This is a genomic window from Pantoea sp. X-Soil-YNGN-844 (assembly GCF_059730595.1).
In genome coordinates, this window is sequence record NZ_AP036007.1 from 2,631,341 (window position 1) to 2,656,200 (window position 24,860).

The window sequence follows — 24,860 nt, forward strand, 5'->3', positions numbered from 1 at the left end:
ATCAGAAGGAGAACCCTTGTTTATTGCGGCGCAGATCTTCTTCTACCATCATCGCGCACAATTCTTCGAGTGTGGTTTTTGGTTCCCAGCCCAAAATGTCTTTCGCGCGCTGTGGATTACCAATCAGTAATTCTACTTCAGCAGGACGATAGAACTTAGGATTGACCTTAACCACCACTTTGTTAGTGGCGACATCGATGGCAACTTCCTGATCATCTTTGCCTTCGAAGCGCAATTCAATGCCAGCAGCTTTGAACGCCATTGAAACGAAGTCACGGACTGTTTCAGTGCGGTTGGTTGCCAGGACAAATGTATCTGGCTCATCAGCCTGCAGCATACGCCACATACCTTCAACATATTCCTTAGCAAAGCCCCAGTCACGCTTGGCGTCCATGTTCCCTAACTCAAGCACATCCAGCTTACCGAGCTTAATTTTGGCTACTGAATCGGTGATCTTACGGGTGACAAACTCCTGTCCACGCAGTGGTGATTCGTGGTTAAACAGAATGCCGCTTGATGCGAAGATGTTGTAGCTCTCACGGTAGTTAATCGTCATCCAGTGGGCATACAATTTTGCAACGCCATACGGGCTACGCGGATAGAAGGGTGTATCTTCTTTCTGCGGAATAGCCTGAACTTTACCAAACATTTCTGAAGTAGACGCCTGATAGAAACGAATTTTAGGGTTAACGATGCGAATAGCTTCTAACAGGTTTACCGGGCCAATACCGGTAATTTCAGCGGTGGTCAGCGGCTGGTCGAAAGAAACACCTACAAAGCTCTGAGCCGCAAGGTTGTAAACTTCGGTCGCTTTGCTTTCCTGAAGTAAACGAATGCTTGATGAAAGATCAGTCAGATCATATTCGACCAGGTAAAGATTAGGATTGCTTTTAATCCCTAATTCTTCGATACGCCAGAAGTTCACTGAACTTGTACGGCGATAAGTACCATAGACTTTATAACCTTTATCAAGTAACAATTGGGCTAAATATGCGCCATCCTGACCAGTGATGCCTGTAATAACTGCACTTTTCATTTATAGATAACCTTCTAATCAAAGAGTTTTTTTACAAGATTTTCTGCACTTTGCGCCCAACTTAACCAACTAATCTCAGCTGAATCAGGGTGTGCATTGTTTTTGAAGAGTTCGATCCACTCTTCTATAGCTTGAGCTAATACCTCAGGCTTATTGGATTGGAAATAAAAAGCGCCCTCACCAGCAACTTCACGAAGCACCGGAACATCACGTGATATCAATGGCTTGTTGTGCTGTGAAGCTTCAATTAACGGAAGACCAAAACCTTCGTCTTCAGATGGATAAAGTAAGCAGTCAGCGTTCTGATAAAGCTCATTTAGTAATTCATCGCTGGCGTTATCAAACCAGAAGAGTTTTTTGTTTAAAAACGGATGATTTTTAATCTTATCGACAATCTCAGGGATCGTACGCCTCGCATTATCTGGCAGCCCCTTCCAGCCTTCTTTGCCCACGATAACCAAGTGGGATTCATTACCTGCTGCCCAAAGCAGTTCGAAAGCAGCCACAGCCTGCAAATGCCCCTTACGTGGCTCCAGTGTACCGACCATGAGGAAAGAGAGATTCTGTTTAATCAGGTTAACCTTGTCAACATCGCCCGAATTAATGCCACCTGAAGGTATAGTTGAGGAAATATCCGCACCATGATGAGAATACTCTAACTGCAAACGTGGATTATCAAGTTTGTTGGACAAAATATATTTTTTAACTTCGCTAACAACAGCATCAGTAACGCAAATTATTTTATCAGAATACTCGATTATAATATTAAGCCATGCTGAAAAACCTTCATTACTTCCAGGCGGGAAGAAATGATTTTTGGTAACAGGTAAAATATCATGAATCATGAATGTGACATTAACACTGTTTTTTAAGAGATGGTCATAAAATCCATTTTTTTGGGCATCTATGACTAAATCACAGGCTAGCTCGGATGAAAAGTAAACATCGCCTGAGTTAAAATCGACACATCTATCGTAATCAACATAAGATGCAATGCCAGGGTAGAGTTTTGCCATGAAACCATTGGCTTCACGTAAAGTATAACCACTTTGCTCTTTATTCAGATATACGGGTATTACGTTAAAACGATTATCTGATAGCTTGATCAGCTCAATCAGCAGGGCTCGGGTAACACGCTCAATCCCGGTCCATAGATCAGAATCTTTAATGAGAGATACATCAAAGAATAACTTTCTGTTCGATTTCAGGCGGGGAAAATTATTGGCTATAAGATTAGCATAAGGTTCATACTGTTTTTCCAGAATATCCAGCTTGTTGATAATCTGATTAACAGTAAGATTATTTTTACTATATGCAGCCTCGATATGATTAAAACATGACTCAGCACATCTTTCGGGGCTGTGCTCGGCTGAAATATAATGGTGTGCGCTTTTGCCAAGATCTTCTCTGAATTGTCTATCTTCGCACAATTTATCAATAGCCGTGATCAAATCACTCAGCATGAATTCGTCAGCGAGCTTAATAACTTTGTCATCAGGGAGCTCGGCCATTGAACCATTAGCATTGATAATTGTTGCTAAACCATAATTCATGCAATCTAAAACAGCGGCAGAGGTTTCTCCCCGTGATAAAGCACGGAGCTGAACGCCAATATCCGCGGCAACCAGATACTGCCGGTAAAGAGCATCAGAGGCCCACCCGGTGATCTCGACAACCGACTCAAGATGATACTCTTTTATTAGTGACTCAATCCGATCTTTATAGCTACCACCCAACTCTCCAACAAAAACCATTTTGCTCTTTTGTTTTAGCTCATTATTTAAAGCCCCTAACCCCTGAATTATAAGGTGGTTGAGTTTAGAAGCGTCAAGAATACCAAATGAACAAATTAATATTGTATCCTCAGAAATATTGAGTTCTTTTCTGACCTGTTGCTTATCCAGAGAAACAGGTTCAGCACGCAGCAATGGAATACGTTCCCAGTCAAGCGCGCGACTGTTTGAATACCACTGTTTTGCTAATTTTCTCGAATAATCGGAATGTACTATAACGGCCGTAGCATTACTTAGCACATTAAAATTAGACGGGTATTGATACATTATTTTCTCATCGTCATTAACATTCTCTCTTTGAATAAGCGCATTATAACCATGAGAAGCAAGTAACTGTTCGCTCCACGAACGTTCATAACCAGCAAAGGTTTCTTTATAGCGGAAATAGTTACTGAGATAAAAATCATGCATACAAACGATGCCGGGATAAATTTCCAGAATTTCATGCATATAATCATGGAATATGGAATTACCCATTTGATAAATGATTCGGTCATAAATTTTTGAGCTATTTAAAAATTCGCTCGCTGTAATGACAGAATAATCACTATTCTCTCTTCTATCTGACTGACTTTCATCAATAACTACATCAATATCATAAAATTTCGATAACGCTGGAAGTAACTCTTCACTATATAAAGAAATACCTGATCGCGCAGGACTCAGAGGTGTAAAAAATGCTAATGTCTTCTTAAGGCTGCCAGCATCCTTCATGACGTCCTGCATGACGGTCGCGTCTTTACCTTCAATGACGTCTTCAAATGCAGAAAGCGCAATAGCAGCAGAAGTATCCCATGAAAAGGCTCGTGCTCGCGATAAGCCTTTTTTTTTCAAAGAAGAATAAAGTGATTCATCTGTAAGCACATTGATAATCTTCTCTCTGATGTCTGACACGCTGAACGGATCAAACAACGCTTCTTCGATACCAATTACTTCAGGTAAGCTGGTATTACCTGCACCAATCACAACGGCACCGCAAGCCAGCGCTTCCAAAGCCGGCAGGCCGAACCCTTCATGCCAACTGGGGAACACAAAAAGTTTACAGGTGTTATAGAGCTGAACCAGCTCTTCATCAGTAATATAACCCGTCATGATCATCGACATGTGTTCTAACTTACACTGACGAGCATGATGATTAAGTTTATCAATGTCAAATTGCGATAATTTACCCGCTAATACAAAATCATATTGTTTCTGTATTTCAACAGGAAGCTCACTGAGTGCTGTTATCAGCGCGGGAAGGTTTTTCCGTTCATCCGCCCCGCCAGAATACATAATAAATGGTTTGGTTATTTTAAATTTAAGTTTCAGCTCATTGATTTCATTTTGATCTGACTCTATAACCCTGAAAATATCGTCACAGGCTGTAGAGACATTAACGATGTCATCAGCTTGAACCTTAAAATACTCTTGTCCTTCATGTCTGGAAAAAGCAGAGATAGCCAGTAACTTTTTACATGCCTGCAAATAAGAAATCTTTTCAAGATAAAATTTCTTATAGTTGGGATTAGGGTCCAGATATTGTGCAGGATTGTGTAGTGGAATCAGATCATAAAGGGTTGTTACAACGGGGGTTTCCGTGTCGAATTCATTAACGCTTAAAACGCTATCATCCTGATAGCCTTCAAACATAGCCGGTACATAGATGATGTCAGGCTTATGGCTTTTAAAAAATGCTTCCCGAATAATTTTTGCATTTGCATTATTATGATGATTAGCAGGATTTTCAAATGCACAGGGTCCTGCCGGATACCAGAACTTGACAGCATCACGACCAACCAGTGGTGAAAACTCGTTGACTAAATCTTTTACCGGGAAAGCACCATTACCGATTAAGATAACTTCATATTTTTTATTAAATGCCAGTTTAACCAAAGACTTAATTATCGCGCGTGTATAACGGCCAATCCCTCTGAACCGACTCTCTGACTGCAAACCCTGCATATCAATTGCTATGCGCATCAATCGTTCCCTCTTTGACTTTTAAGCATCTTGATTTTTTTAATATTGATAACAGTGTCTCTGGATTTGTGAATCTCATTTGAAACATCAACTAATGGTGAGGCGACTGGAACTGTACTTTGTAAATAAATACTTTTTAACTTACCGTAAAGGCCAATCTTCTTTGTTACAGCTATAACTACTTTTCGAGCCTGATAATTCGCAAGCACCTTCCTGGCTATAGGCAACGCCAGCGCAACGATTTTGCCTTTAAAGGGAAATTTTGTTTTTTTATCAGATTTCAGACTATTTATAACTCTCAGTGGTTTCGTAAGTCGCCATGATTTACTTGCATAGATGTTTTCAAGAAGATGCTGATGACGCCATAATTCATCTGCCAGATGTTTATTTTTATTGACCTCACTATCCAGCTCTTGTTTCTTTTTACTCAGTTCCGACTTAAGCAAATCCGCTTCTTTCGCCCTGTCAGAATTGAATTTCATTAACTTTTTATTTAATTCTTCAGTTTCAGAACGAAAATAATTTTCATTTTCAACAAACTGCAAATTGAGATTTCTGAAAAAAATATTTTCCAGCTCAACAGGAATTGTATCGATGTTTATATTTGTTTTATTCCAGCCGTGTTTTAAGTTTAGATAATATAACAGATGCTTTTCCCTGATGCTATCTTCATCAGGCATCGTGATACGCCAGTCGTAGTATTCTTTATTGAAGAGGAAATCGAATGGGACCAGATAGTTAAGCAGTGCGAATCTTAGCGCATCGACAAACACTGTACTGTCACGGCTAATAAATGAAAAAGGGGAATCGCCTAAAATCTCGCTTGGTTTTCCCCATAACAATGCTTCGAAACCCACACTCGAATTAATAGTAATTATTTTTTCGCATAAAGCGATAAATTCCTGAGGCGTTAAGTCCTCACTTCCATTTTCTATATCTTTATAATTGACCCGCCCGTAAGGGTGTTTGCGAATCAAAACGCTACTGGTTTTACTTTTGGCGTAATCAACAATTTCTGGATTATTAAATCCGTTACTATAAGCAATAATATTTGAATCATCTTCTACTTGAAGAGGTACACCAATTTCGTAATTATCGAATTTACGAATAGGTTTTACGACTTTAAGAAAAAGACTAAGCAGCGCTACTCGCCCAAAATTTGCATATCGATCGTTTCTTATCTCATAATTTTCAAACCGGCGGGCAGCCTCAGTATTCCCGTTAACCCCACTAAAATCGAAATAGCAAGTAGGCAAATAAACAGGTTCTCGTAATGGTCCGAGTTCATTATGAATAACAGGAATCTGGTGCTTGTTTGCAATTTTTTTTACTGAAGGACAGTTTGACCACAATATCACAGCTTTAATATCAAACGTTTCTTTGAGTCTGACAATTTCAGACTCAAAAAGCTCCATTAATGGCTCATACTCATGGGTTAGGATATGCTGCCATACGAGGTTTTTAGATTTAAGCTTATCTTCCAGAGCAGAAAAAAGATCGCTGCTCCAGATAATTTTATCCAGATTTTTTAACTCTTCATTATCTGGCAAGGAAGTATTAAAACCTGCCAGCCAGTTCTCAGGTAAATGCGGCGGCACATCCTGAAAAATCTTCTCATGTCCGATATGTATTGCGTCATTACAAGAGAAACGCTTAACGCTCAGGTAAAAAGCGGTTAGAAATGTTTCATAGGAATATTTGACGTCATAGGGAAGCCAAAAAAATAGATATTTTGATTTCTTATTTGACATTATTCGCACTCACCTCATGTGATTAATGCATCTTTCCTGAAATTCAGACTGAATTTATTTTTTTACGATTTTCATTTCTGCCGGGATGTGAAGCATACCACCAAAGTTTTCTTTCAAAAGCTCAACTGGCGTATTTACTGTGAAAACTTTTACGCAGAAGATTCGATCATAAAAATCAGACGAATAAGGTTCAGGCTTAATGCCAATATCGATGCGATACTCGCCCATATAAAAGGGGATGACAAAATCCCAGCTGATAATGACGTGTTCACCAGCTTTGAGACTCTCCAGGCGAGTATCATAATAGTTGGAATTCATGCTCAATACAGGAAAACCATTTTTGTCACCGATCAACATGCCAACACATGCCTCAGCAGGGACATCTCTGTTACATCTGATAACAGCCTGAACGGTAACTTTATCTTTCGCGTAAAGGGTAGCAACCTCCTCCCCCGCCGCGTTCAGCATTTTGAAATCCAGAAACTCCAGATCCAGACTCCCGGCATTCTCTTGTAGAGAATTCTGGCGGAGATTAGGGTTAACTGTAATATCGGGATCGAGTTTATGATTGACAATTAATCCCGTATTTTCCTGCTCTTTAATAGAAATTTTATTTTCTACCAGAGAATTTTGATAGAGATCGCATACTTTTGCAGCGGCACCAAACGCTTTTACTTCACCGTCGGCGATATAGACTGCGCGAGAACAAAACTGTCTCACCTGGAAAAGTGCATGACTGACAAAGAGAATAGTTACATTGTCTTCAAGCATCTTATTCATGCGTTGCATGCATTTAGCCTGAAAAGCCAGGTCGCCAACGCTGAGTGCTTCATCGACAATCAATATATCAGCTTTAACTGCGGTCGCTACTGAGAATGCTACGCGGGCTTGCATACCACTTGAATATGTCCGTACAGGAGAATCGAAATATTCACCTATACCCGCAAAGTTTTCTACATCACGGATGACTTCATCCATATCTTCTTCATTGATACCCAGGAGTTGGCCCGCTATTACAGCATTTTGCCTGCCGGTAAAATCGGGATGGAATCCCATACCTAATTCAAGGAGTGCAGCAATACGCCCTTGTGATTTTACCTGTCCTGATGTCGCTGCTGTGGTACCCGTGATAATTTTTAATAAGGTACTTTTACCAGCGCCATTGACGCCAATAATACCAACAGCTTCCCCTTTTTCTATTTCAAAAGAGACATTATTTAAAACATGTTTTTCATGAAAACGTTTTTTTTTGCCTGGCAAAACCCACTCTAATAGCCGATCAATTTTTCGTGGATATTGTTTATAACTCTTACTGACGTTTTCAACTTTTATGCTGTACATTATAATTCATCCACCATATCAGCCGCGTGTTTCCGAAAGAGATAAAGACCTAACACACAAAAAATCACCGCGACAGCAATAGTCCATTTCATAGCAAAAAAGTCTGGTACGGTGTTATGTACGAAAATTTCATGATACCCGTTTATTATGGCTGTCATTGGATTGTAATTTAACCATCCCTGAGCCCAAACAGGCAGTGTTGTATAGACGTACACCACTGGCGTAAACCAGAACCAGAATTGAAGGAGAACGGTGACAAACTGCCCCACATCACGGAAAAATACATTCAGTACGCCGAGCGTAATGCCAAGCCCGCTTGCGAATAATACCTGAATGATCAATATTGGAATAATATAGAAAAATTCAACTCCGGGAAAATTCCCCGTTACGGCCAGGAAAAACAAAAATAGCGAAAATATTATCAAGAAGTTGAGTATGCACGATAAAATGATGATGACCGGTAAACAGATTCTTGGAAATGTAACCTTTTTCAACAAGTTTGCATTTTCAATAAACACTACCTGCATTCTGGATAGTATTTCAGCGAATAAACCCCAGGTGAGAATACCGGAACAGAGGTAAATACTGTATGCAAAAGGCCCGGTTGACTGAGGTAACCTTGCCTGCATAAGTTGCGAGAAGATTACGGTATAAACAGTGATCATCGCGAGAGGCTGCAAGACTAACCATGCTGCCCCTAATATGCTCATTTGGTAGCGAGACTGAAAATCTCTTTTTACACTACTCCATATAAAGCCACGATACCTTAATATCGCTATTAGTATCTCTCTCACTTCTGGACCCCATTTAGCAAAGCCAGGATGTCTGTTGTTTTCTCATTCATCAGCGCTAAATTATTTTTTGACTCGACGTTCAATCTAACCAGAGGTTCGGTATTAGAAGTTCTCAAGTTGAAACGCCAGTCTGAGAAATCCACACTAATCCCATCGGTCAGATTTAGTTCGCACTCGTCAGATACATAGCGCTCTTTAATAATTTCAATCTTTTCTTTGGCATTGGCGACTTTAGAATTGATCTCACCGCTGCAAGGGAATGCTTCCATTCGTTCGGAGACCAGCGCAAACAGAGTCTGGCCTTTCACTGCCAGCAGCTCTGCCACCAGTAGCCACGGAATCATGCCACTGTCGCAGTATGCGAAGTCACGGAAATAGTGGTGCGCACTCATTTCACCGCCGTAAACCGCATCCTCTTCACGCATACGCTCTTTAATAAACGCATGGCCGGTTTTAGACATAACCGGGATACCGCCTGCCTGCGTCACCACATCAATGGTGTTCCATGTCAGACGCGGATCGTGAATAATTTTCGCGCCAGGCTCTTTCTTAAGAAACGCTTCGGCTAACAGACCGACAATGTAGTAGCCTTCGATGAACTCTGCATTTTCATCAAACAGGAAGCAGCGGTCAAAATCACCATCAAAGGCGATGCCCATGTCGGCCTGATGCTCACGCACTGCATCAGAGGTGTCTTTACGACACTCTGGCAACAGCGGGTTGGGAATACCGTTGGGGAAATTGCCATTCGCTTCGTGATGCACTTTGATAAATGAAACCGGCGCATTAGTTTGTTGGAAGCGCTTCTCAAGTTCATCAATCACATGGCCGGCAGCACCATTACCTGAATTGATCACCAGCTTCATCGGCTTAGTGAAATTATTAAGGTCGATGTAGCCCATCAAATGATCGACATAGGCATCCAGCACAGAGATTTGTTTATAACTGCCGCGATTGCCCTCTTCAACCGGAGCAAAATCGTTGGCTTCTGCCAGTCGCTGAACGTCGCGCAGACCGGTGTCACCGCTTACCGGACGCGCACCTTCCCGTACCAGTTTCATCCCGTTGTAGTTCATCGGATTATGGCTGGCTGTCACTTCAATGCCGCCATCAATGCCTAAATGAAAGGTAGCGAAGTAGATCTCTTCTGTTCCGCTCATACCAATGTCCAGAACATCAGTACCTGCATCCCGTAGTCCATTGGCCAGTGCCAGCTTTAACGATTCGCTGGTCAGTCGGACATCACCGCCCACCACGATAGTTTTCGGGCGAATAAATTCGCCATAGGCGCGGCCAATACGGTAGGCAATATCTTCGTTCAGTTCAGTGCCTAATTCGCCACGGATGTCATAAGCTTTAAAACAGGTCAGTGCTGCCATGATCGTGTCTGTCCTTACTTACTTGCAAACTGTTGTTTAATCAAAATGAGGTCGTCATCGCCAAGATAGGAACCAGACTGGATTTCCAACAGCTCTAATGGAATTTTGCCAGGGTTTTCTAAAGTATGTGGATGACCGATTGGAATAAAGGTTGACTGGTTTTCTGTGAGTAACAGCGTCTTATCCTGGATAGTCACTTTCGCTGTACCGGACAGGATCACCCAGTGTTCGGTGCGGTGGTAGTGCATCTGTAACTGGAAGGCCTCACCAGGTTTAACCGTAATGCGGTTGACGTTAAAACGGCCGGTGTTTACCACCAGGTCGCAGCGTCCCCATGGCCAGTAAGTTTCACGATGGCGGCGGTATTCGCTGCGACACTCGCTTTTAAGAAACTCAACCACACGTTTCACATCCTGCACCTGGTCTTTACGCGCAACCAGAACAGCGTCTTTGGTGTTTACAATCACTAGGTTTTCCACGCCAATCGCCGCCACCAGCTGATCTTCACTATTGATGTAGCAGTTTTTCGTATTGTGCAGGAACGTATCGCCTTTGAGAGAGTTACCGTGAGTATCTTTCTCATTGACTTCCCATAGGGCGGACCAGGAGCCTACATCACTCCACCCTGCCGCCAGCGGTACAACAACAGCGGCATCGGTCTGTTCCATCACCGCGTAATCGACTGACTCATCAGGACAGGCGATAAAATCATCTTTATCAATACTGATAAAGTCGTTGCCTTCTTTGACGTTCGCCATGGCACGACGACAGGCCTCAAGAATATCCGGGCGGAACTTTTCCAGTTCCTGGAGATAGCGCTTGGCACGGAACATAAACATGCCGCTGTTCCAGTAGTATTCGCCAGATTGCAGATATTCTTCAGCAGTGCTCTGGTTCGGTTTTTCGACAAATCGCTGAACCTGATAAGGGCCGTGTTCTGCGCCTGGCAGCGCTTCGCCACGCTGAATGTAACCGTATCCGGTTTCCGGACCGGTTGGCACGATGCCGAAAGTCACCAGCTTGCCCTGTTTGGCATAGGCGGTGGCCACTTTGATGGCCTGATGAAACGCAGCACGGTCTTCAATCACGTGATCGGCAGCCAGCACGAGCAGAACCGGATCATCACCCTGATCCACAGCGTTCAATGCAGCGAGCGCAATTGCCGGAGCGGTGTTACGCCCTACCGGCTCGAGAATAATGTTATGGGACAGCTTGTTAATTTGTCGCAACTGCTCAGCCACCAGGAAACGATGCTCCTCGTTGCAGATGACCATCGGTGCGCGGGCTTCGACGCCGCTCAGACGATTTACCGTCTCCTGCAGCATCGAGTGCTCACCGTGCAGACAGATGAACTGCTTAGGGTAAAGTTCGCGGGAAAGGGGCCATAAGCGGCTGCCGGTTCCTCCGGCCATGATTACGGGAAGTAACATTCCACATCCTCTAACAAATTTAAACATGCTATGCATATACGCGGGTCAAATTTTACTCATTACGAATAAACAACCACGCTACCGCCCCTGGCTTGCAGCAACCAATGCGCTGTGTGATGGGAATCACCCTTCACAGGTTAGCTTGTCGATGCGCTGATTATATTTTATTCAAACGCATACGGGTTCCGGGATAACTGCAAATAGTACATTTTGTGCGGCAAAAATAATATGCCTAATCTTTCATTGCCACTGATAAAACTTAAGAGTGACTAAACATTGGCTCAGAGATGCTTTAATAAAAATAAAAACCGGCAAAACAGCATAGTAGCGTTTGAAGAATCACACTTTGCATCTGTTCACAGAGTGGGTTTACGTTCTGCTTTTATTAAAACTGAACGAAATCCTGACCAGGATAACTCTGTATTAAGTTATTAACCGGTCTATGGCTGGCTTATGGGTGAAAATGTAGCGGAGAAATATGCAGTTCCTCTTAACACAGGCAAAAAAAAACCCGGCCGAAGCCGGGTGTTTGCAGATTTTTTCAACTACCGAAACCCATCCGGGTTCTTACTCTGCCAGTTCCACGTATCGCGCATCATCTCATCGATGCCGCGCGTCACGCGCCAGTCGAGCTCACTGTTTGCGAGTGATGCATCGGCCCAGAATGCAGGCAGGTCGCCGTCACGGCGTGGCTTGATTTCAAACGGAATCGCCTTGCCGGAAGCCTTCTCAAACGCTTTGATCATCTCCAGCACGGAGAAGCCTTTGCCGCCGCCCAGGTTAAAGGCGGTGTAGCCTTCAACTTTGTTCAGGTGGTCCAGCGCTTTCAGGTGGCCTTCCGCCAGGTCAACCACATGGATGTAGTCACGCAGACAGGTACCGTCTGGCGTATCGTAATCGCCGCCAAACACACCCAGCTTCTCCAGACGGCCAATTGCGACCTGCGCGATGTACGGCAGCAGGTTGTTCGGGATGCCTGTCGGGTCTTCACCGATTTCGCCAGACTCGTGCGCGCCAACCGGGTTGAAGTAACGCAGGGCAATCGCCTTAAACTTCGGCTCTGCTTTGGCGAAGTCGCGCATCACGAATTCGGTCATCAGCTTTGAGGTGCCGTATGGACTGGTGGTGCCGCCAATCGGGGTGGTCTCAACGTAAGGAACCGGTGCATCTGCGCCATAGACGGTCGCGGATGAACTGAAGATGAAGTTCCAGACGCCGGCATTACGCATCTCTTCCAGCAGCACCACGGTGCCCGCCACGTTGTTCTCGTAATACTCCAGCGGCATACGCGTCGATTCACCCACCGCTTTAAGCGCTGCGAAGTGAATGACGGCTGAAATGCTGTTAGCAGCAAACAGGTCACGCAGACAGGCACGGTCACGGATATCGCCTTCAACGAAGGTCGCTTTTTTACCCGCCAGTTTCTCAACGCGGTTAATCGCTTCGCGTGAGGCATTGCAGAGGTTATCCAGAACCACAACATCATCACCGCGCTGCAACAGCGCCAGTACCGTATGGGAGCCGATATAGCCTGCTCCACCCGTTACTAAAATTGCCATGTGAGCTCCTTTCAATCCGCCGCGCAGGACGCGGCGATTTAATTACTTTTGTTTTGCGAGAATCGTCTGGATAGCTTCGCGGAAATCGCGACCCTGCGCGTTGTTGCGCAGTCCGTAAGAGACGAACGCCTGCATGTAACCGAGTTTACGACCGCAGTCGAAACTGTGACCGGTCAGCAGAGAGACATCAACCGTTTTGTGCTTGCTCAGGCTGGCAATCGCATCGGTCAGCTGGATGCGGCCCCATGCGCCTGGCTCAGTGCGCTCCAGTTCTGCCCAGATATCAGCAGAAAGCACATAGCGGCCTACCGCAGCCAGGTCAGAGCTCAGTCCGGCTGTATCTTCAGGCTTCTCAACGAAATCGGTGATGGTGCTGATGTCGCCTGGATGATCAATCGGCTCTTCGGTCGTGATGACAGAGTACTCAGAGAGATCGGAAGCCGGCATATGCTGCGCCAGCACCTGGCTGTGGCCGGTCTCTTCGAAACGGGCAACCATCGCAGCGAGGTTATAACGCATGTGGTCAGCGGTAGAGTCATCCAGCAGGACGTCTGGCAGTACGACCACGAACGGGTTATCACCAATCATCGGGCGGGCGCAGAGAATGGAGTGGCCCAGACCCAGCGGCTGCGCCTGGCGCACGTTCATGATGGTGACGCCTGGCGGGCAGATAGACTGCACTTCGCTCAGCAGCTGACGCTTCACGCGCGCTTCAAGCAGCGCTTCCAGCTCATAGGTGGTGTCGAAGTGGTTTTCTACGGCATTTTTCGATGCATGCGTGACCAGCACAATCTCTTTAATACCTGCGGCAACACACTCGTCAATGATGTACTGGATCATCGGTTTGTCGACGACAGGCAGCATCTCTTTCGGAATGGCTTTAGTCGCAGGGAGCATATGCATACCGAGGCCCGCAACCGGGATTACTGCTTTAAGCTTGGTCATATTTATTCCGTTTAATAAAATGAAGATGTGGGTCGATTATGCAGGATCGGCCGGAAGAGCAAGTATAATCTTTATCTGAAAAGCGGACAGTAACTCTCTGTCATAACTTGGAAATTCGGCATTTTGCCCATTGCCAGCGACACCATAAACTGAACAAAGACAATCAGTAATCGAATATTGCTACTGTGATCCGGAGCACTCTTCGTTGCAGGGCTGAGGCCAGCCATAAATGAAAACGGGCGACCCTGAGGCCGCCCGCTTATATAACGCTTTGTAATCAGAGCCAGCCTTCAAACCACTCTGGCATCACGAACAGATTAAAGTGATTTACCAGCATCATCACGCCAACAAATACCACCGACACGGCCACCCACTGCCGGGCATACGGGATAAACCGAATGCCAATCACCGGCTTGATAAAGAACGGATGCGCCAGTGCCGAGATCAGGATCTGCGAGATAGAGAGCGTCAGTGCGACGTAGAGCACGTTCGGCCAGATAAAGGTCGTCGCCAGTACCGCCAGAACCACGATGCTCGCCACGATGTTCCAGTAGAACTCCACATTAGTGCGTCCGTTGGCCTGCGAAATCGCCCCGGTCAGTCCGCCCATCGGCCGCAGCATGCCAAACAGCAGCATCAGTGGGATCAGGTGATAGACCTGCTCATGTGATGCGCCATACAGCACACGCACGATAACCGGCGAGAAGATACCAATAGCCAGATACATGGCGCTGCTGAACAGCATGATCCCCAGCGTACCTTTCAGGAACAGCTTTTTCAGCTGCTCGGCATCGTGCTGTTTCTCAGCAAAGCGCGGCAGGGCCAGACGGTTAATCACCGGCGTCACCAGCTTCAGCGGTTGCAGCACCAGCTCTTTCGCCAGTGAGTAAACGCCCAGCATCTCTGCGCCCATGACTTTACCGACCACCAGCGCATCGGCCTGGGTACGCAGCTGGTTAATGGTCTGCGAACCGAGCTGATAGCTGCCATAGCGAATTGCGCCGAAGAAAGTCGCTTTGTCGAATTCCCAGGTCGGACGCCATGACTTCTCACCCAGCGCAATCATGCAGAGGATGCGGGTAAAGGCGTTGATGAACAGACCCAGAATCGCTGCCGCCACCGTCAGCGAGGTGAACTCCAGCATCGCGACCACACAGAGGAAAGCAAACAACTTGGTGCCCATCTCAATCTTCGCCAGCGAGACCATCCGCTTGGTTTTGATGTAGTGCGCCTGATACTGCGACAGATGACCCAGCACCAGGAAGTTCAGGCTGGTCAGCATGATCAGCCCGGTCAGCTCCGGCAGGTGATAGAACCAGGAGACCGGGAAGGCGATCAGCAACATGATTAACCCGGTACACAGGCTGAGAGAGACGTTCACCCAATAGATGGTGCTCTGCTCACGACGGGTAATGTTCTGGCGATGCACCAGATAACTGCTCATCCCCATATCCTGCAGCACACCTGCCACCGCCAGGATGGCGTTGATGATGGCTAACAGCCCCAGCTCGTGGGTTTCCAGTTTGCGGGCGAGAAAGCTCAGCTGTGCAACCTGCAGCACCGCGGAAAAGCAGGTGCTGCCAAACAGCCAAATCGCCTGTGACTTAAATCCACTCACACCAGTCGCTCCAGAATCTGTGCCAGTTCGCCATAGGCGATATGCTGATTAAATTCAGTCTCAACTTTGTGACGTGCGGCTGAGACGACCGGCGCCACATCCACTTCACCCTGAGACAGTTTCAGCAGCGTTTCCGCCAGCGCTTCAGGATCGTCCTCTTCCACCAGCCAGCCAGACACGTTGTTCTCAATCAGCTCCGGAATGCCGCTGTGGAACGTTGAGACCACCGGCAATCCGACCGCCATCGCCTCCATCAGAGCGACCGGGATCCCTTCCATATCGCCATCTGCGGCGGTTTTGGACGGCAGCAGGAAGATGTCAGCCTCGCTCAGCGCACGACGGATTTCCTCCTGCGGCTTAAAGCCCGGCATGCTGACACAATCTTCCATCCCCTCGCGGGCGATGAAATCACGCATCATCTCATCCTGATCGCCGTTGCCGATAATGGTGTACTGAAACTGACCGCCACGCTGTTTCAGAATGGCGCTGGCTTTTACCGCCACATCCAGGCCTTTTTTCTCAGTCAGACGCGCCACCGAAACGATACGCAGCGGCGTATGGAACGCCTGGCGCGGCTGGAAGTTAAACTTCTCCGGCTCAATGCCCATACGCGTCACGTGAATTTTCTCCGGCGGGCAGCCCATCTCAATCAGCTTGTTCTCCCACAGATGGCTGATAGGCAGCATCAGCTCACTCTGGCGGAACAGATTCACATAGTCGAGTTTGTGCTCTTCCAGAATGTGACGACGGGAAATATCAGCGCCATGAAACACGGTCGCCTGTTTACCCTTAAGCACACCCAGTTCACGCAGCTTGTTTGCCAGGGCACCGGCATAGCCGAAATGCACCAGAAACACATCTGCGGTAAAGGTCTGCTTAGCATTCGCCACAATCGACGGCAGCAGCAGTTTGCTTGACTGCGCGCCATAACGACGCACATTCAGCGAACGCAGCAGCGACGGCTTCGTCACTTTTGGCAGCACCAGCTTGATACGCTGGTTGAGCTTATCGACAATTGAGATCTTCTCTTCCGGCAGCAGATAGTGGGTCTTCGCGGCCAGACCATACTCATCAAACGCCGCATGCCGGTTCACTAAATCGCCGGGAAAGACTGAAATAATCTCCACCTCGTAACCGGCATCAATAAAATGGGTCACCTGATTTAGTACGAATGTCTCAGAGGCAACCGGGAAACGCATGGTGAAAAAAGTCAGTTTCATCACATTACCCTAATACTTTGAGAATCTCTTCAGTGATCCGGTTGCCAATTTCCCTTTCATTCGCAACGGCCGTGTCGACCCTAAGCTTAATGTTGTCGTAATCGGCAAGGACCGCTTTCACCTTGTCGATCAGCGAGCCGTCCATCAGGCTTTTCACATCGGTTGCCATCTGCGGCAGACCAAGCTGGTTCATCACACCCATCGACTTGTGCTCGTAGTTGATCGCCACAGCCGGGGTGCCAAAGTTCATGGAGATAATCGCCGAGTGCAGGCGGGTACCGATGGTCAGATGGCAGTGACTCAGCAGGATGCCCAGCTCCAGGTCGTTAAACTCGTCCATGATGACATGGTAATGTTCTGGCTGCGCCACGTGGTCACGCAGCGTCAGCGCCACCATGCGGTCATCTTTGGCATAGCTGTCGATGCCGGTACAGGTGGAGAACGCCACAACCTGATAGCCTTCGGCAATCATCGCATTAATTACCCGGCCAAAGGCTGCTTCATACTCTTTCTGCGTCACGCCCAGACGTTTATCAAATGGCGCCAGTTCACGCACGGTGATCGCGATGGTTTTTCGGCCATCGATAATGCCCTGCCAGTAGCGCAGGTTGTGGCTCGGGTTCTCCACGTCACGCGCACGCACCAGGAATGCAGTATCCACGCCAGAGGCCACTTTAGAGCTGGTCACGCCATCGCGCTTCATCAGATCAAGGCTGACCGACTCACGCAGTACCAGGCTGTCGACCCGATCAAAGACAAAGTTCGCCAGCGCATTGACGCGCGGGTTCTGGAAAGGTCCCACTGAGTGGCCGATCAGGTAGATCGGCTTTTTCGCCATCAGCGCACAGAGCGCATGGTCAAACTGGGTCACGCCATAGAGATCGACGAAGAAGGATCCGCCCACCTGAATAATCGCATCATATTTTGCCAGGCTTTCAGTAAAGGCCTTCAGGTGAGGCGGCACAGCGAACGACTTAAAGATCCCGCCTTTGCCCAGGTGCGCCATCATGATATCGGGCATCAGGCGGTTCGCCACTTTACGCTTAAACGAACCGACCAGGCCTTTACCCGATTTGCTGTTGTGCAGATACAGCGCATCCTGCTGAATATCCTGCTGGAGCAGATAACCGGAGCTGGTTGGATAACGGCTAATAACATCAATGTCTAAATCACTGCGTGCAGACTTCATCGAATCGATCAGTCCACGAAGAATCGCGCCATCCCCGCGATTTCCACACGTATGGTTACCCACCAATAAAATTTTCATAACAACTCCGAATGAATTTTTTTAATTCTGTAAGCCGCCCAGATCCGAAATGGGCAAAATGAACTCTGTTTAAAGTAATGCTTTACGGGATAACGCACCCAAAGGTACTGCTCCTGTTAAACCGGCCGCCTCCATTGTGGCGGCCCTGACACAAGGGGTTATGACTTAATCGCGAAGTAAGGCAGCGCAACCTGTTTACCGTTGATCACCACGGAAACAAAGCCTTCCGGCTTACTGGTATCGACCTGATCGGCGGAGAGCGGACGGGAAGCCATCAGCAGATCGCCCTGCTCGTTGGCCCCCACGCCCGCTTTGCCGTTATGCAGGCTGAAACGCTGTGGCGCGCGTTTGGTGGCGTCGCCCGATGGCGGATTGCCCTTCTCCATCTTCGCGTTGACCCGCGCACAGCGACCGGTCACAAAGCGATCTTTACCGGTGGTTTTCACCAGCACAGCAGCCGACGGCGTCCAGCCCGCCAGTTTGACGAAGATACGGACATCGGTGTTATGCTCGGCCACATAGCGCACATCCAGAATCGGGCTGCTGCCTTCGGCCGACCAGCTCGCTTCCGACAGGTCTTTCTTACGCTGCACGTGGATCACTGCGCGACCGCCGGTGGTCTTGTCACCAATCAGATTCATCAGCGGCTTATCGCCACTGCCGTTACTGAACTGCGACTGACCAAAGATTTCGATCTCCCACGAATCTCCCACCGTCGGTGAGTAGAGGCTGCCGAGATCAAACCAGGTCTCCTGGTTGGTATTGTTCTCTAAGCGCCAGCGCGAGGTGATGTAGTTGTACTTCAGGCTGCCATCCAGCGCGACACCATAGGACTCGACGCGGGTCGATCCCATCTCCCAGATGCTGAGCAGACGGTCGCCCTGCATGGAGTTGTCGATCCAGCTGCCCGACTGCAGGCTGGTCTGACGCATATTCAGACGGGTGTTGTGCGCGATCAGCGGATTCTTACAATCCTCCAGGCTCAGCGCATCAACGATCCACTGACCGTTAGAGAGGTCGCCCGGATTATCACAGTGTTCAATCCAGCCATTATGGATAATCGACTGGCCGCAGCGCGGCAGGTTAAGCACTTTGCCGCCACGGCAGTACTGCGCATTGAAGTTTGACAGCTCAATCGCGGTACTGTGGTCCCATTTGCCCTGCTTCTGCCCGGACCAGCCCGATTTAATCACATCGCCGCTGCAGCGTGAGGCGTACCACTGGTCGATTTTACAATCGAGGGTATCCTGCAGGCTGATGGCCGTGCCGCCAACGGCGTTAAAGCGCAGGCAGGCACCACGGAAATATTGTCCGCCAGGACAGGTGTTATGGAAAAAGCCCTGCTGGTTCGGACTCTTATCACTGTTGCCGTTGAAATTCAGGTTGGAAAGTTCAACACGACGGGCATTCATCTGGAAGACGAACTCTGACTTACCATCCGAGACAATCGTGGTCGCCGGGAAGTAACCGAAGTTCACCATCGCACCGGACATGCGGAAGAAGTTAAGATACTTGTCGCCCAGGTTACAGGCGGAAACCATGAAGGTCCCGGCCGGGAACTGGACGCAGATCTGCTGGTTGGCCTGCTGCGACCAGTTGAACATCGCCATAATGGCGGGCGCCGTATCGGTCTGGCCATCGGCAATCGCACCGAAATCAAACAGCGTCAGTCGGTTAAAATCATCGACAACGCGACGCCAGGAGAAACCCTCACCGGCAAAATTTACGCCGCCATCATTCGGAACGGTCTGGAAGCTGCCGACAAACTCGCCGCCGCCCACTTCCCGTCCTTCATGCCAGCTTTTCAGCTTAACCTTGGCCCCTTCAAACAGCGGACGGGTTTTGCGTAACTCCGCCACGGACGGGATTTCACCAATCAGCTGATAACCCGCCGGCTGCGCCAGACGCTGACTGAAATCGGCGGCACCCGGACGGCTGACATCGGCGATGTTAAACAGGGTCTGACCGTTGTTGTCCTCGACCGTCATCGAATGCGAAGGATCGGCAATCAGTGCAGCGTTGTCCTGAATAAACTGGGCAAAGTTGCCCTTGTTCAGCGTGATAGGCTGAGCAATCTCAGACACTTTCCCGCTGGCATCACGCAGGAAGACCGGAATCTGGTTACCCGGTTTGCTGGCATCCACACCCGCTTTACCAATCCAGAGTTTGCCCTCAAAGCCCTGCCAGAACTGTGGTGGCATGGCGTAGACATTCTCTGGCGTCAGGATAGGCACGTCGCCTTTAGGGATAGCCGCCGCATCAACCGGCTTCAGGGCAATGCCGTTACTTTTTGCAGCGTAGCTGGAAAAGGTGCTCACGGAGAGAGCCCCCACCAGAGCGGAGGCGGCGGTCTGTAAAACTTCTCTTCTTTTCATGCATCAATTCCCGTAGTCAATAAGGCCACTGGCCATGGCGGTGTCCCTGAGGCACGTCGCAAGTGAGCTTTTCCAGCTCCGGTTAAACCAATGACAGCCAGCTTTGCTTAATCTGGTTACCGTCGAATTTCAGCGCGGTCTGTTTCGTTTTCTCGCTCATGGCATAGAACAGCGCGTCATCGCTGGCAAGCTGCTCCATTCGAACCAGAAACGTGGCTTTGTCATTCATCGGGACCAGGAATCCATCTTCACCGTGGTTGATGATCTCCTGTGGCCCGGTCGGGCAGTCATACGCCACCACCGGCAGTGACCAGGATTTCGCTTCCAGCAGCACCAGTGGCAAGCCCTCATAGCGCGACGTCATCAGCGCCATGTCGCTGTCGCGATAGTAGTCATTGATATTGCTGACCTTGCCGACAAACTTCACGCTGTCGGTAATGCCCAGCACGGCCGCCTGGTCGTGCAGCTGCTGACGCAGTTCGCCGTCACCGGCAATCACCAGCGTCCAGTCGGCATGAGTGCGGGCGAAGTCGCGCCAGATATCCAGCAGCAGATCAAAGCCCTTCTGGTTATCCAGACGGCCCACAGCCAGCGCCTGACGATGACGGGTCTGACGCTGATAGGCTTTGTATACCACCGGGTTGGGGATAGGCTTGCTGGGAATACGCCAGCGGCTGAACACCTGATGATCTTTTTCGGTCAGAACAATCACGCGGTCGTAGTAGCGCAGCAGCAGAAACTTGAGGAACTTAATCGGTTTGCTGAAGGAGTTAATGGCGATATGTTCGCAGGCGTAGGCTTTGCCCCGCTTCTTCTTCATGGCCAGCAGATTCCAGAAAGCGAACATCACGCTCAGGCGACCCATGCTGATTAGGAAGACGGTATCGAAACCCTCTTCGTTGATTCGCGCTACCGCGCTTTTAATCGGGTTGCTCTGCCCTTCGAAGCTGACGATCTCTTTGACATGCTCAAACGAATAAAAGGTTTTACCGCTGCCTTCCAGCGAGTAGATGGTGACGTCATGCGTTTCGCCAAGACACTCTGACATAAAGTTACAGATGTTCTCGGTGCCCGCATACGAATAAGCATCTTTGATCACCAGGACAATTTTTTTCATGAAACGCTATCCACCTCAAATTTTAAAGACAATCCTGCCGACAGGCTTAACGATGCTTAAGGGTAAACAGCACACCATTCACCATATACCAGGCGTAATAGTAATAGATTTTTAAAGGATTGTTTTTATAGATAATTCTTAATAATTCAAGGTGCCACTGGGCGGCTTTGTTCTTATTACGTGAAAGGGAATCGCCTAATTCGTAATAGTTGACCAGAATCGTCTGAATTACGCGTGCCTGCTTATAGCGGGTGAATAATTCATACAAAAACAGGAAATCTTCGTGGCCTTTGCGCTGGAAAAAAAGCCCCTGCGGTGGACGGCGGAAACAGACGGAAGAAAAGCAGACGCGATACTGCTTCTTCACAAAGTTTTCCTGCTGCAGGTACGGTTTGCTGTAGGTAATGTCGTGCTCGGCTTTGCGGGTTTTATAGTGATATTCGGTAATCACAAAATCATCACCGGCCGCGATGGCCGCAACCTGCTGGCTCAGCTTATCGGCATGCCACTCATCGTCGCTGTCGAGAAAAGCGATAATCTCTTCAGTCGCCGCGCGCAGTCCGACGTTGCGGGTCTCTGCTGCGCCCATATTGACCGCATTATCCAGAATGGTAATGCGCGGATCCTGACAATGCTCACGCACAAATTCCAGCGAGTCATCCGTGGACTTATCGTTGACCAGATAGAGGTGCCAGTCGGTATAGTGCTGATTGATAACCGATTGCACAGCGCGTAATACCGTCTGACGTGCATTATACATAGGCATGACAATGCCAACGGTTCCAACAGAAGTATTCATCTTCAACCCTGAATTAAACGTAAAGAGAGGTGCTCCTGGCGTCAGGAGCAGAACGAGGCGCGGCGCGCGTCAGGAGAGTGCTTTCTCACCGCCGAAACGTGCTTTGACCTTGTCTTTAACCCGGTTCATAAAATAAGCACGGTTGTCTTTGTTGGTGAGGAAGAAGTAGCGCGCAAAGCTCAGGCTCGCCATCAGCGACTTGCCATCCATTTTATAGCGCAGCGGCAGCTTAAAGGCTTTGTAGGTGTGGATATCACGCGGGGTAAGATGCGGCTTCATGCTATCGAGCCAGAACATCGAGTAGTTCACCGATTCGCCTTTATGTTTTGAGCCAAACTTAGTGACCAGGTGGTAGTTCGCCAGCGGTGCGGCGATCATCACAAAGTCATAGCCCATGCGATCGGCACGAATGCAGAAATCATAATCCTGATGACGGATGTAACGGGTATCGAACTGAATCTTCGCCGCATCTTCGCGCTTCAGCACAATGGTGCTGGTCTGGATAAAGCCGTAGCAGCCGAACAGATACTCGGCGACGGTTTCATTTTTGCCCGGTGGCTGCATTGGCATCACTTTCAGGAAGGTGCCGTCCTGATAAATGTTCACCTGGCTGAAAATGACGAAGTTCTTTTTGCCCTGGGCTTCCAGCTGAGCGATCTTTTCACTCACCTGCTGCAGTTTATCTGCCGCCCACTCATCATCGGCGTCAAGGAAGCTGACATAGTCACCGGTCGCCAGCTCAATGCCTTTGTTACGCGCACCGGCCCCGTTGAGCTTAACCTCAGAGAGCACCAGATTGATGTCGAGATCCTGGTAGCGGTCGCTGCGAACCACCTCCGCCAGCGCGGCGGCATCCGCAGATTTATCATCCACGATGATGACTTCAAAATTGCGATACGTTTGTGCTTTAACGCAATCCAGCGTCGTGACAATCGATTCTGACGCGTTATAAGCCGGAATTACGATGGAGAAACGAATGTCCTTCATTGCCAGCACCTCATTAAAATAGTTCAAAAATAATCCGTTCAATCGACAAGGGTCGACAAAAAACCGGTGTGCTTACCGTCGACCGCCCCTGTGTGAATCTCTTCACGCAGGGGCAATCGATGGGTTAATTAGTGGACAAGCCAAAACTCACGCGCCACTTCATAGCCGGTAACCGCCTGCTTGGTCGAAATGGTGTTGTAGTAAAGGTAATAGAGCAGGAAGAAGACCAGCATGGCGTAAAGCGCGGGCTTCCACGATCGTCTGGCCTGGTAAATCAGCGAGGTCAGGATGATCGGCTCGACCTGTTGCAGATAGTTGGACAGACGCGAACCTGACGGGAAGTTGTACAGGAAGATCCTGATCGCACCGCCGATAGCAAAGCTCAGAATCAGCAGGTAGTTAAGGCGATACTGGGCGTAGTTTTCGCGCTTCAGCTCGTCGGTCAGCATGAAGTAGAAGAAGACGAACACCAGCATAATGTTCTTCAGGTTTGACACGGCCAGGATGCTGCCACCCATGGCATAGGACGGGTCATTGTTGTAGCCCGATGCCCTCTCCCCCAGCGACCCCAGATGACCGGCAATCAGAGCAATGAAGCTGGAACCGCCCACCACGGACAGCGGCAGACTGGCAACGATGATAATGACCGGCCACCAGCGCCAGTCACGAATAAACAGGAACGGTATCAGCGTGACGACCATGACACCGGTGTTGTGACTCGTGAACGACAGAATGAAGAAGGTAAACGCCCACCAGTAGCGCTTGAGATAGATCGACCACAGTACGCCCAGGAACAGTGCCGAACTGAGGCCAAAGCGAATCTGGTTAATGTCTTTGTTGATAAAGATGTGGGCCGAATAGAGCACCAGCGCCAGCACCGGATAGGGTGACATCTTCCTGAAAAACCAGGTATTGATGGAAACGGCCGTGGCACAGAAAACAAACAGGAAGATGCTGGCATTGTGCGAAACCAGACTGGTGAGCCAGGCCATCGCAAAAATCAGCGGTTCGTAACGGAAAAACGCAACGGTTTTAAAGAAGCCGTTAATTTCAATGCGTCTTACAAAGTCTTCAAAGAAGCTCCGGTACTGAAAATCATCCATGCCGGTGCCGAGACCGCGTATCCCCCCGAAGATAATCAGCAAAACGGCAGCAAAACAGAGCAGCCAGGTCAAAATATGATTTGTGCGTTCGTCTTTTTTCAGCGCTATTTCAAACAGCGAAAGCAGCAGCAAAAAGCCTGATACATACCAATAGGGAGCCATGGTGTGATTCCTTAATTCCACAAGTTCTCATGCCAGCAACAATGACGCTTCGCCTTTCCGGCTGGCTTTTCAGCGAGCCTGATAGCGGCTATGCGTGCGGGCGATACCCTGCCGGTCATGAATTCTGTTGAGTGACGCTCGCCATGCGATTTATAGAGGTATCGCTTTTGTGGGTTTGGACAGAATAACCTGTGTAAATTGATGCGTGTCGTCATTCAAAGG

Annotated in this window: 17 protein-coding genes; all 17 read right to left on the bottom strand. The window is 48.4% G+C overall.

Going from position 1 to position 24,860, the window contains the following annotated elements; all coding sequences use genetic code 11:
* Position 1: 1 nt before the first annotated feature.
* Positions 2–1,036, bottom strand: a complete 1,035-nt coding sequence (gene gmd, locus AC6I8C_RS12365; RefSeq protein WP_497822651.1) for a GDP-mannose 4,6-dehydratase — start codon at positions 1,034–1,036, stop codon at positions 2–4.
* 14 nt (positions 1,037–1,050) lie between these two features.
* Positions 1,051–4,791: a glycosyltransferase gene (locus AC6I8C_RS12370; protein ID WP_497822652.1), complete on the bottom strand. Its 3,741-nt coding sequence runs from the start codon at positions 4,789–4,791 to the stop codon at positions 1,051–1,053.
* Positions 4,791–6,542 carry a GT99 family glycosyltransferase N-terminal domain-containing protein gene (locus AC6I8C_RS12375; protein WP_497822653.1) on the bottom strand — a complete coding sequence of 584 codons (1,752 nt, stop codon included), beginning with the start codon at positions 6,540–6,542 and terminating at the stop codon, positions 4,791–4,793. Before AC6I8C_RS12375 ends, AC6I8C_RS12370 begins: the two co-directional genes overlap by 1 nt.
* Before the next feature lie 54 nt (positions 6,543–6,596).
* A complete protein-coding gene (locus tag AC6I8C_RS12380) occupies positions 6,597–7,883 on the bottom strand; it encodes an ABC transporter ATP-binding protein (RefSeq protein WP_436369932.1) in 1,287 nt (428 codons plus the stop codon).
* Positions 7,883–8,668, bottom strand: coding sequence for an ABC transporter permease (locus AC6I8C_RS12385; protein WP_436370166.1), 786 nt, complete (start codon positions 8,666–8,668; stop codon positions 7,883–7,885). The genes AC6I8C_RS12380 and AC6I8C_RS12385 overlap by 1 nt, the downstream gene beginning before the upstream one ends.
* Positions 8,669–8,673: 5 nt before the next feature.
* Entirely contained in the window at positions 8,674–10,056 is a 1,383-nt protein-coding gene (cpsG, locus tag AC6I8C_RS12390) for a phosphomannomutase CpsG (protein ID WP_497822654.1), read from the bottom strand.
* 14 nt (positions 10,057–10,070) lie between these two features.
* Positions 10,071–11,486, bottom strand: a complete 1,416-nt coding sequence (locus AC6I8C_RS12395; RefSeq protein WP_497822655.1) for a mannose-1-phosphate guanylyltransferase/mannose-6-phosphate isomerase — start codon at positions 11,484–11,486, stop codon at positions 10,071–10,073.
* A 545-nt stretch (positions 11,487–12,031) separates the two neighbouring features.
* Positions 12,032–13,045, bottom strand: coding sequence for a UDP-glucose 4-epimerase GalE (gene galE / locus AC6I8C_RS12400; RefSeq protein ID WP_147789766.1), 1,014 nt, complete (start codon positions 13,043–13,045; stop codon positions 12,032–12,034).
* A 42-nt stretch (positions 13,046–13,087) separates the two neighbouring features.
* On the bottom strand, positions 13,088–13,990 hold the full coding sequence (gene galF, locus AC6I8C_RS12405; RefSeq protein WP_013358455.1) for a UTP--glucose-1-phosphate uridylyltransferase GalF: 903 nt from the start codon (positions 13,988–13,990) through the stop codon (positions 13,088–13,090).
* A gap of 277 nt (positions 13,991–14,267) precedes the next feature.
* Positions 14,268–15,608: a lipopolysaccharide biosynthesis protein gene (locus AC6I8C_RS12410; RefSeq protein ID WP_098052856.1), complete on the bottom strand. Its 1,341-nt coding sequence runs from the start codon at positions 15,606–15,608 to the stop codon at positions 14,268–14,270.
* Positions 15,605–16,828 carry a glycosyltransferase gene (locus AC6I8C_RS12415; RefSeq protein ID WP_497822656.1) on the bottom strand — a complete coding sequence of 408 codons (1,224 nt, stop codon included), beginning with the start codon at positions 16,826–16,828 and terminating at the stop codon, positions 15,605–15,607. The genes AC6I8C_RS12410 and AC6I8C_RS12415 overlap by 4 nt, the downstream gene beginning before the upstream one ends.
* A gap of 4 nt (positions 16,829–16,832) precedes the next feature.
* Positions 16,833–18,095 carry a colanic acid biosynthesis pyruvyl transferase WcaK gene (wcaK, locus tag AC6I8C_RS12420; RefSeq protein WP_497822657.1) on the bottom strand — a complete coding sequence of 421 codons (1,263 nt, stop codon included), beginning with the start codon at positions 18,093–18,095 and terminating at the stop codon, positions 16,833–16,835.
* A 158-nt stretch (positions 18,096–18,253) separates the two neighbouring features.
* On the bottom strand, positions 18,254–20,470 hold the full coding sequence (locus AC6I8C_RS12425; protein ID WP_497822658.1) for a phage tailspike protein: 2,217 nt from the start codon (positions 20,468–20,470) through the stop codon (positions 18,254–18,256).
* A gap of 82 nt (positions 20,471–20,552) precedes the next feature.
* Entirely contained in the window at positions 20,553–21,587 is a 1,035-nt protein-coding gene (locus tag AC6I8C_RS12430; protein WP_497822659.1) for a glycosyltransferase, read from the bottom strand.
* Between the two features lie 46 nt (positions 21,588–21,633).
* Entirely contained in the window at positions 21,634–22,386 is a 753-nt protein-coding gene (locus AC6I8C_RS12435; protein ID WP_013358461.1) for a glycosyltransferase family 2 protein, read from the bottom strand.
* A gap of 69 nt (positions 22,387–22,455) precedes the next feature.
* Positions 22,456–23,373, bottom strand: coding sequence for a glycosyltransferase family 2 protein (locus AC6I8C_RS12440; RefSeq protein ID WP_135908099.1), 918 nt, complete (start codon positions 23,371–23,373; stop codon positions 22,456–22,458).
* A gap of 128 nt (positions 23,374–23,501) precedes the next feature.
* The gene (locus tag AC6I8C_RS12445) at positions 23,502–24,638 is read right to left on the bottom strand and encodes an EpsG family protein (RefSeq protein WP_013358463.1); all 1,137 of its coding nucleotides are present in this window, start codon (positions 24,636–24,638) and stop codon (positions 23,502–23,504) included.
* Between the last annotated feature and the right edge of the window lie 222 nt (positions 24,639–24,860).

Bases quoted from the DNA above. Each gene is read 5' to 3' on its own strand.
- gmd (WP_497822651.1), bottom strand. From the start codon at position 1,036: ATGAAAAGTGCAGTTATTACAGGCATCACTGGTCAGGATGGCGCATAT.
- AC6I8C_RS12370 (WP_497822652.1), bottom strand. From the start codon at position 4,791: ATGCGCATAGCAATTGATATGCAGGGTTTGCAGTCAGAGAGTCGGTTC.
- AC6I8C_RS12375 (WP_497822653.1), bottom strand. From the start codon at position 6,542: ATGTCAAATAAGAAATCAAAATATCTATTTTTTTGGCTTCCCTATGAC.
- AC6I8C_RS12380 (WP_436369932.1), bottom strand. From the start codon at position 7,883: ATGTACAGCATAAAAGTTGAAAACGTCAGTAAGAGTTATAAACAATAT.
- cpsG (WP_497822654.1), bottom strand. From the start codon at position 10,056: ATGGCAGCACTGACCTGTTTTAAAGCTTATGACATCCGTGGCGAATTA.
- AC6I8C_RS12395 (WP_497822655.1), bottom strand. From the start codon at position 11,486: ATGTTACTTCCCGTAATCATGGCCGGAGGAACCGGCAGCCGCTTATGG.
- galE (WP_147789766.1), bottom strand. From the start codon at position 13,045: ATGGCAATTTTAGTAACGGGTGGAGCAGGCTATATCGGCTCCCATACG.
- galF (WP_013358455.1), bottom strand. From the start codon at position 13,990: ATGACCAAGCTTAAAGCAGTAATCCCGGTTGCGGGCCTCGGTATGCAT.
- AC6I8C_RS12415 (WP_497822656.1), bottom strand. From the start codon at position 16,828: ATGAAACTGACTTTTTTCACCATGCGTTTCCCGGTTGCCTCTGAGACA.
- wcaK (WP_497822657.1), bottom strand. From the start codon at position 18,095: ATGAAAATTTTATTGGTGGGTAACCATACGTGTGGAAATCGCGGGGAT.
- AC6I8C_RS12425 (WP_497822658.1), bottom strand. From the start codon at position 20,470: ATGAAAAGAAGAGAAGTTTTACAGACCGCCGCCTCCGCTCTGGTGGGG.
- AC6I8C_RS12430 (WP_497822659.1), bottom strand. From the start codon at position 21,587: ATGAAAAAAATTGTCCTGGTGATCAAAGATGCTTATTCGTATGCGGGC.
- AC6I8C_RS12435 (WP_013358461.1), bottom strand. From the start codon at position 22,386: ATGAATACTTCTGTTGGAACCGTTGGCATTGTCATGCCTATGTATAAT.
- AC6I8C_RS12440 (WP_135908099.1), bottom strand. From the start codon at position 23,373: ATGAAGGACATTCGTTTCTCCATCGTAATTCCGGCTTATAACGCGTCA.
- AC6I8C_RS12445 (WP_013358463.1), bottom strand. From the start codon at position 24,638: ATGGCTCCCTATTGGTATGTATCAGGCTTTTTGCTGCTGCTTTCGCTG.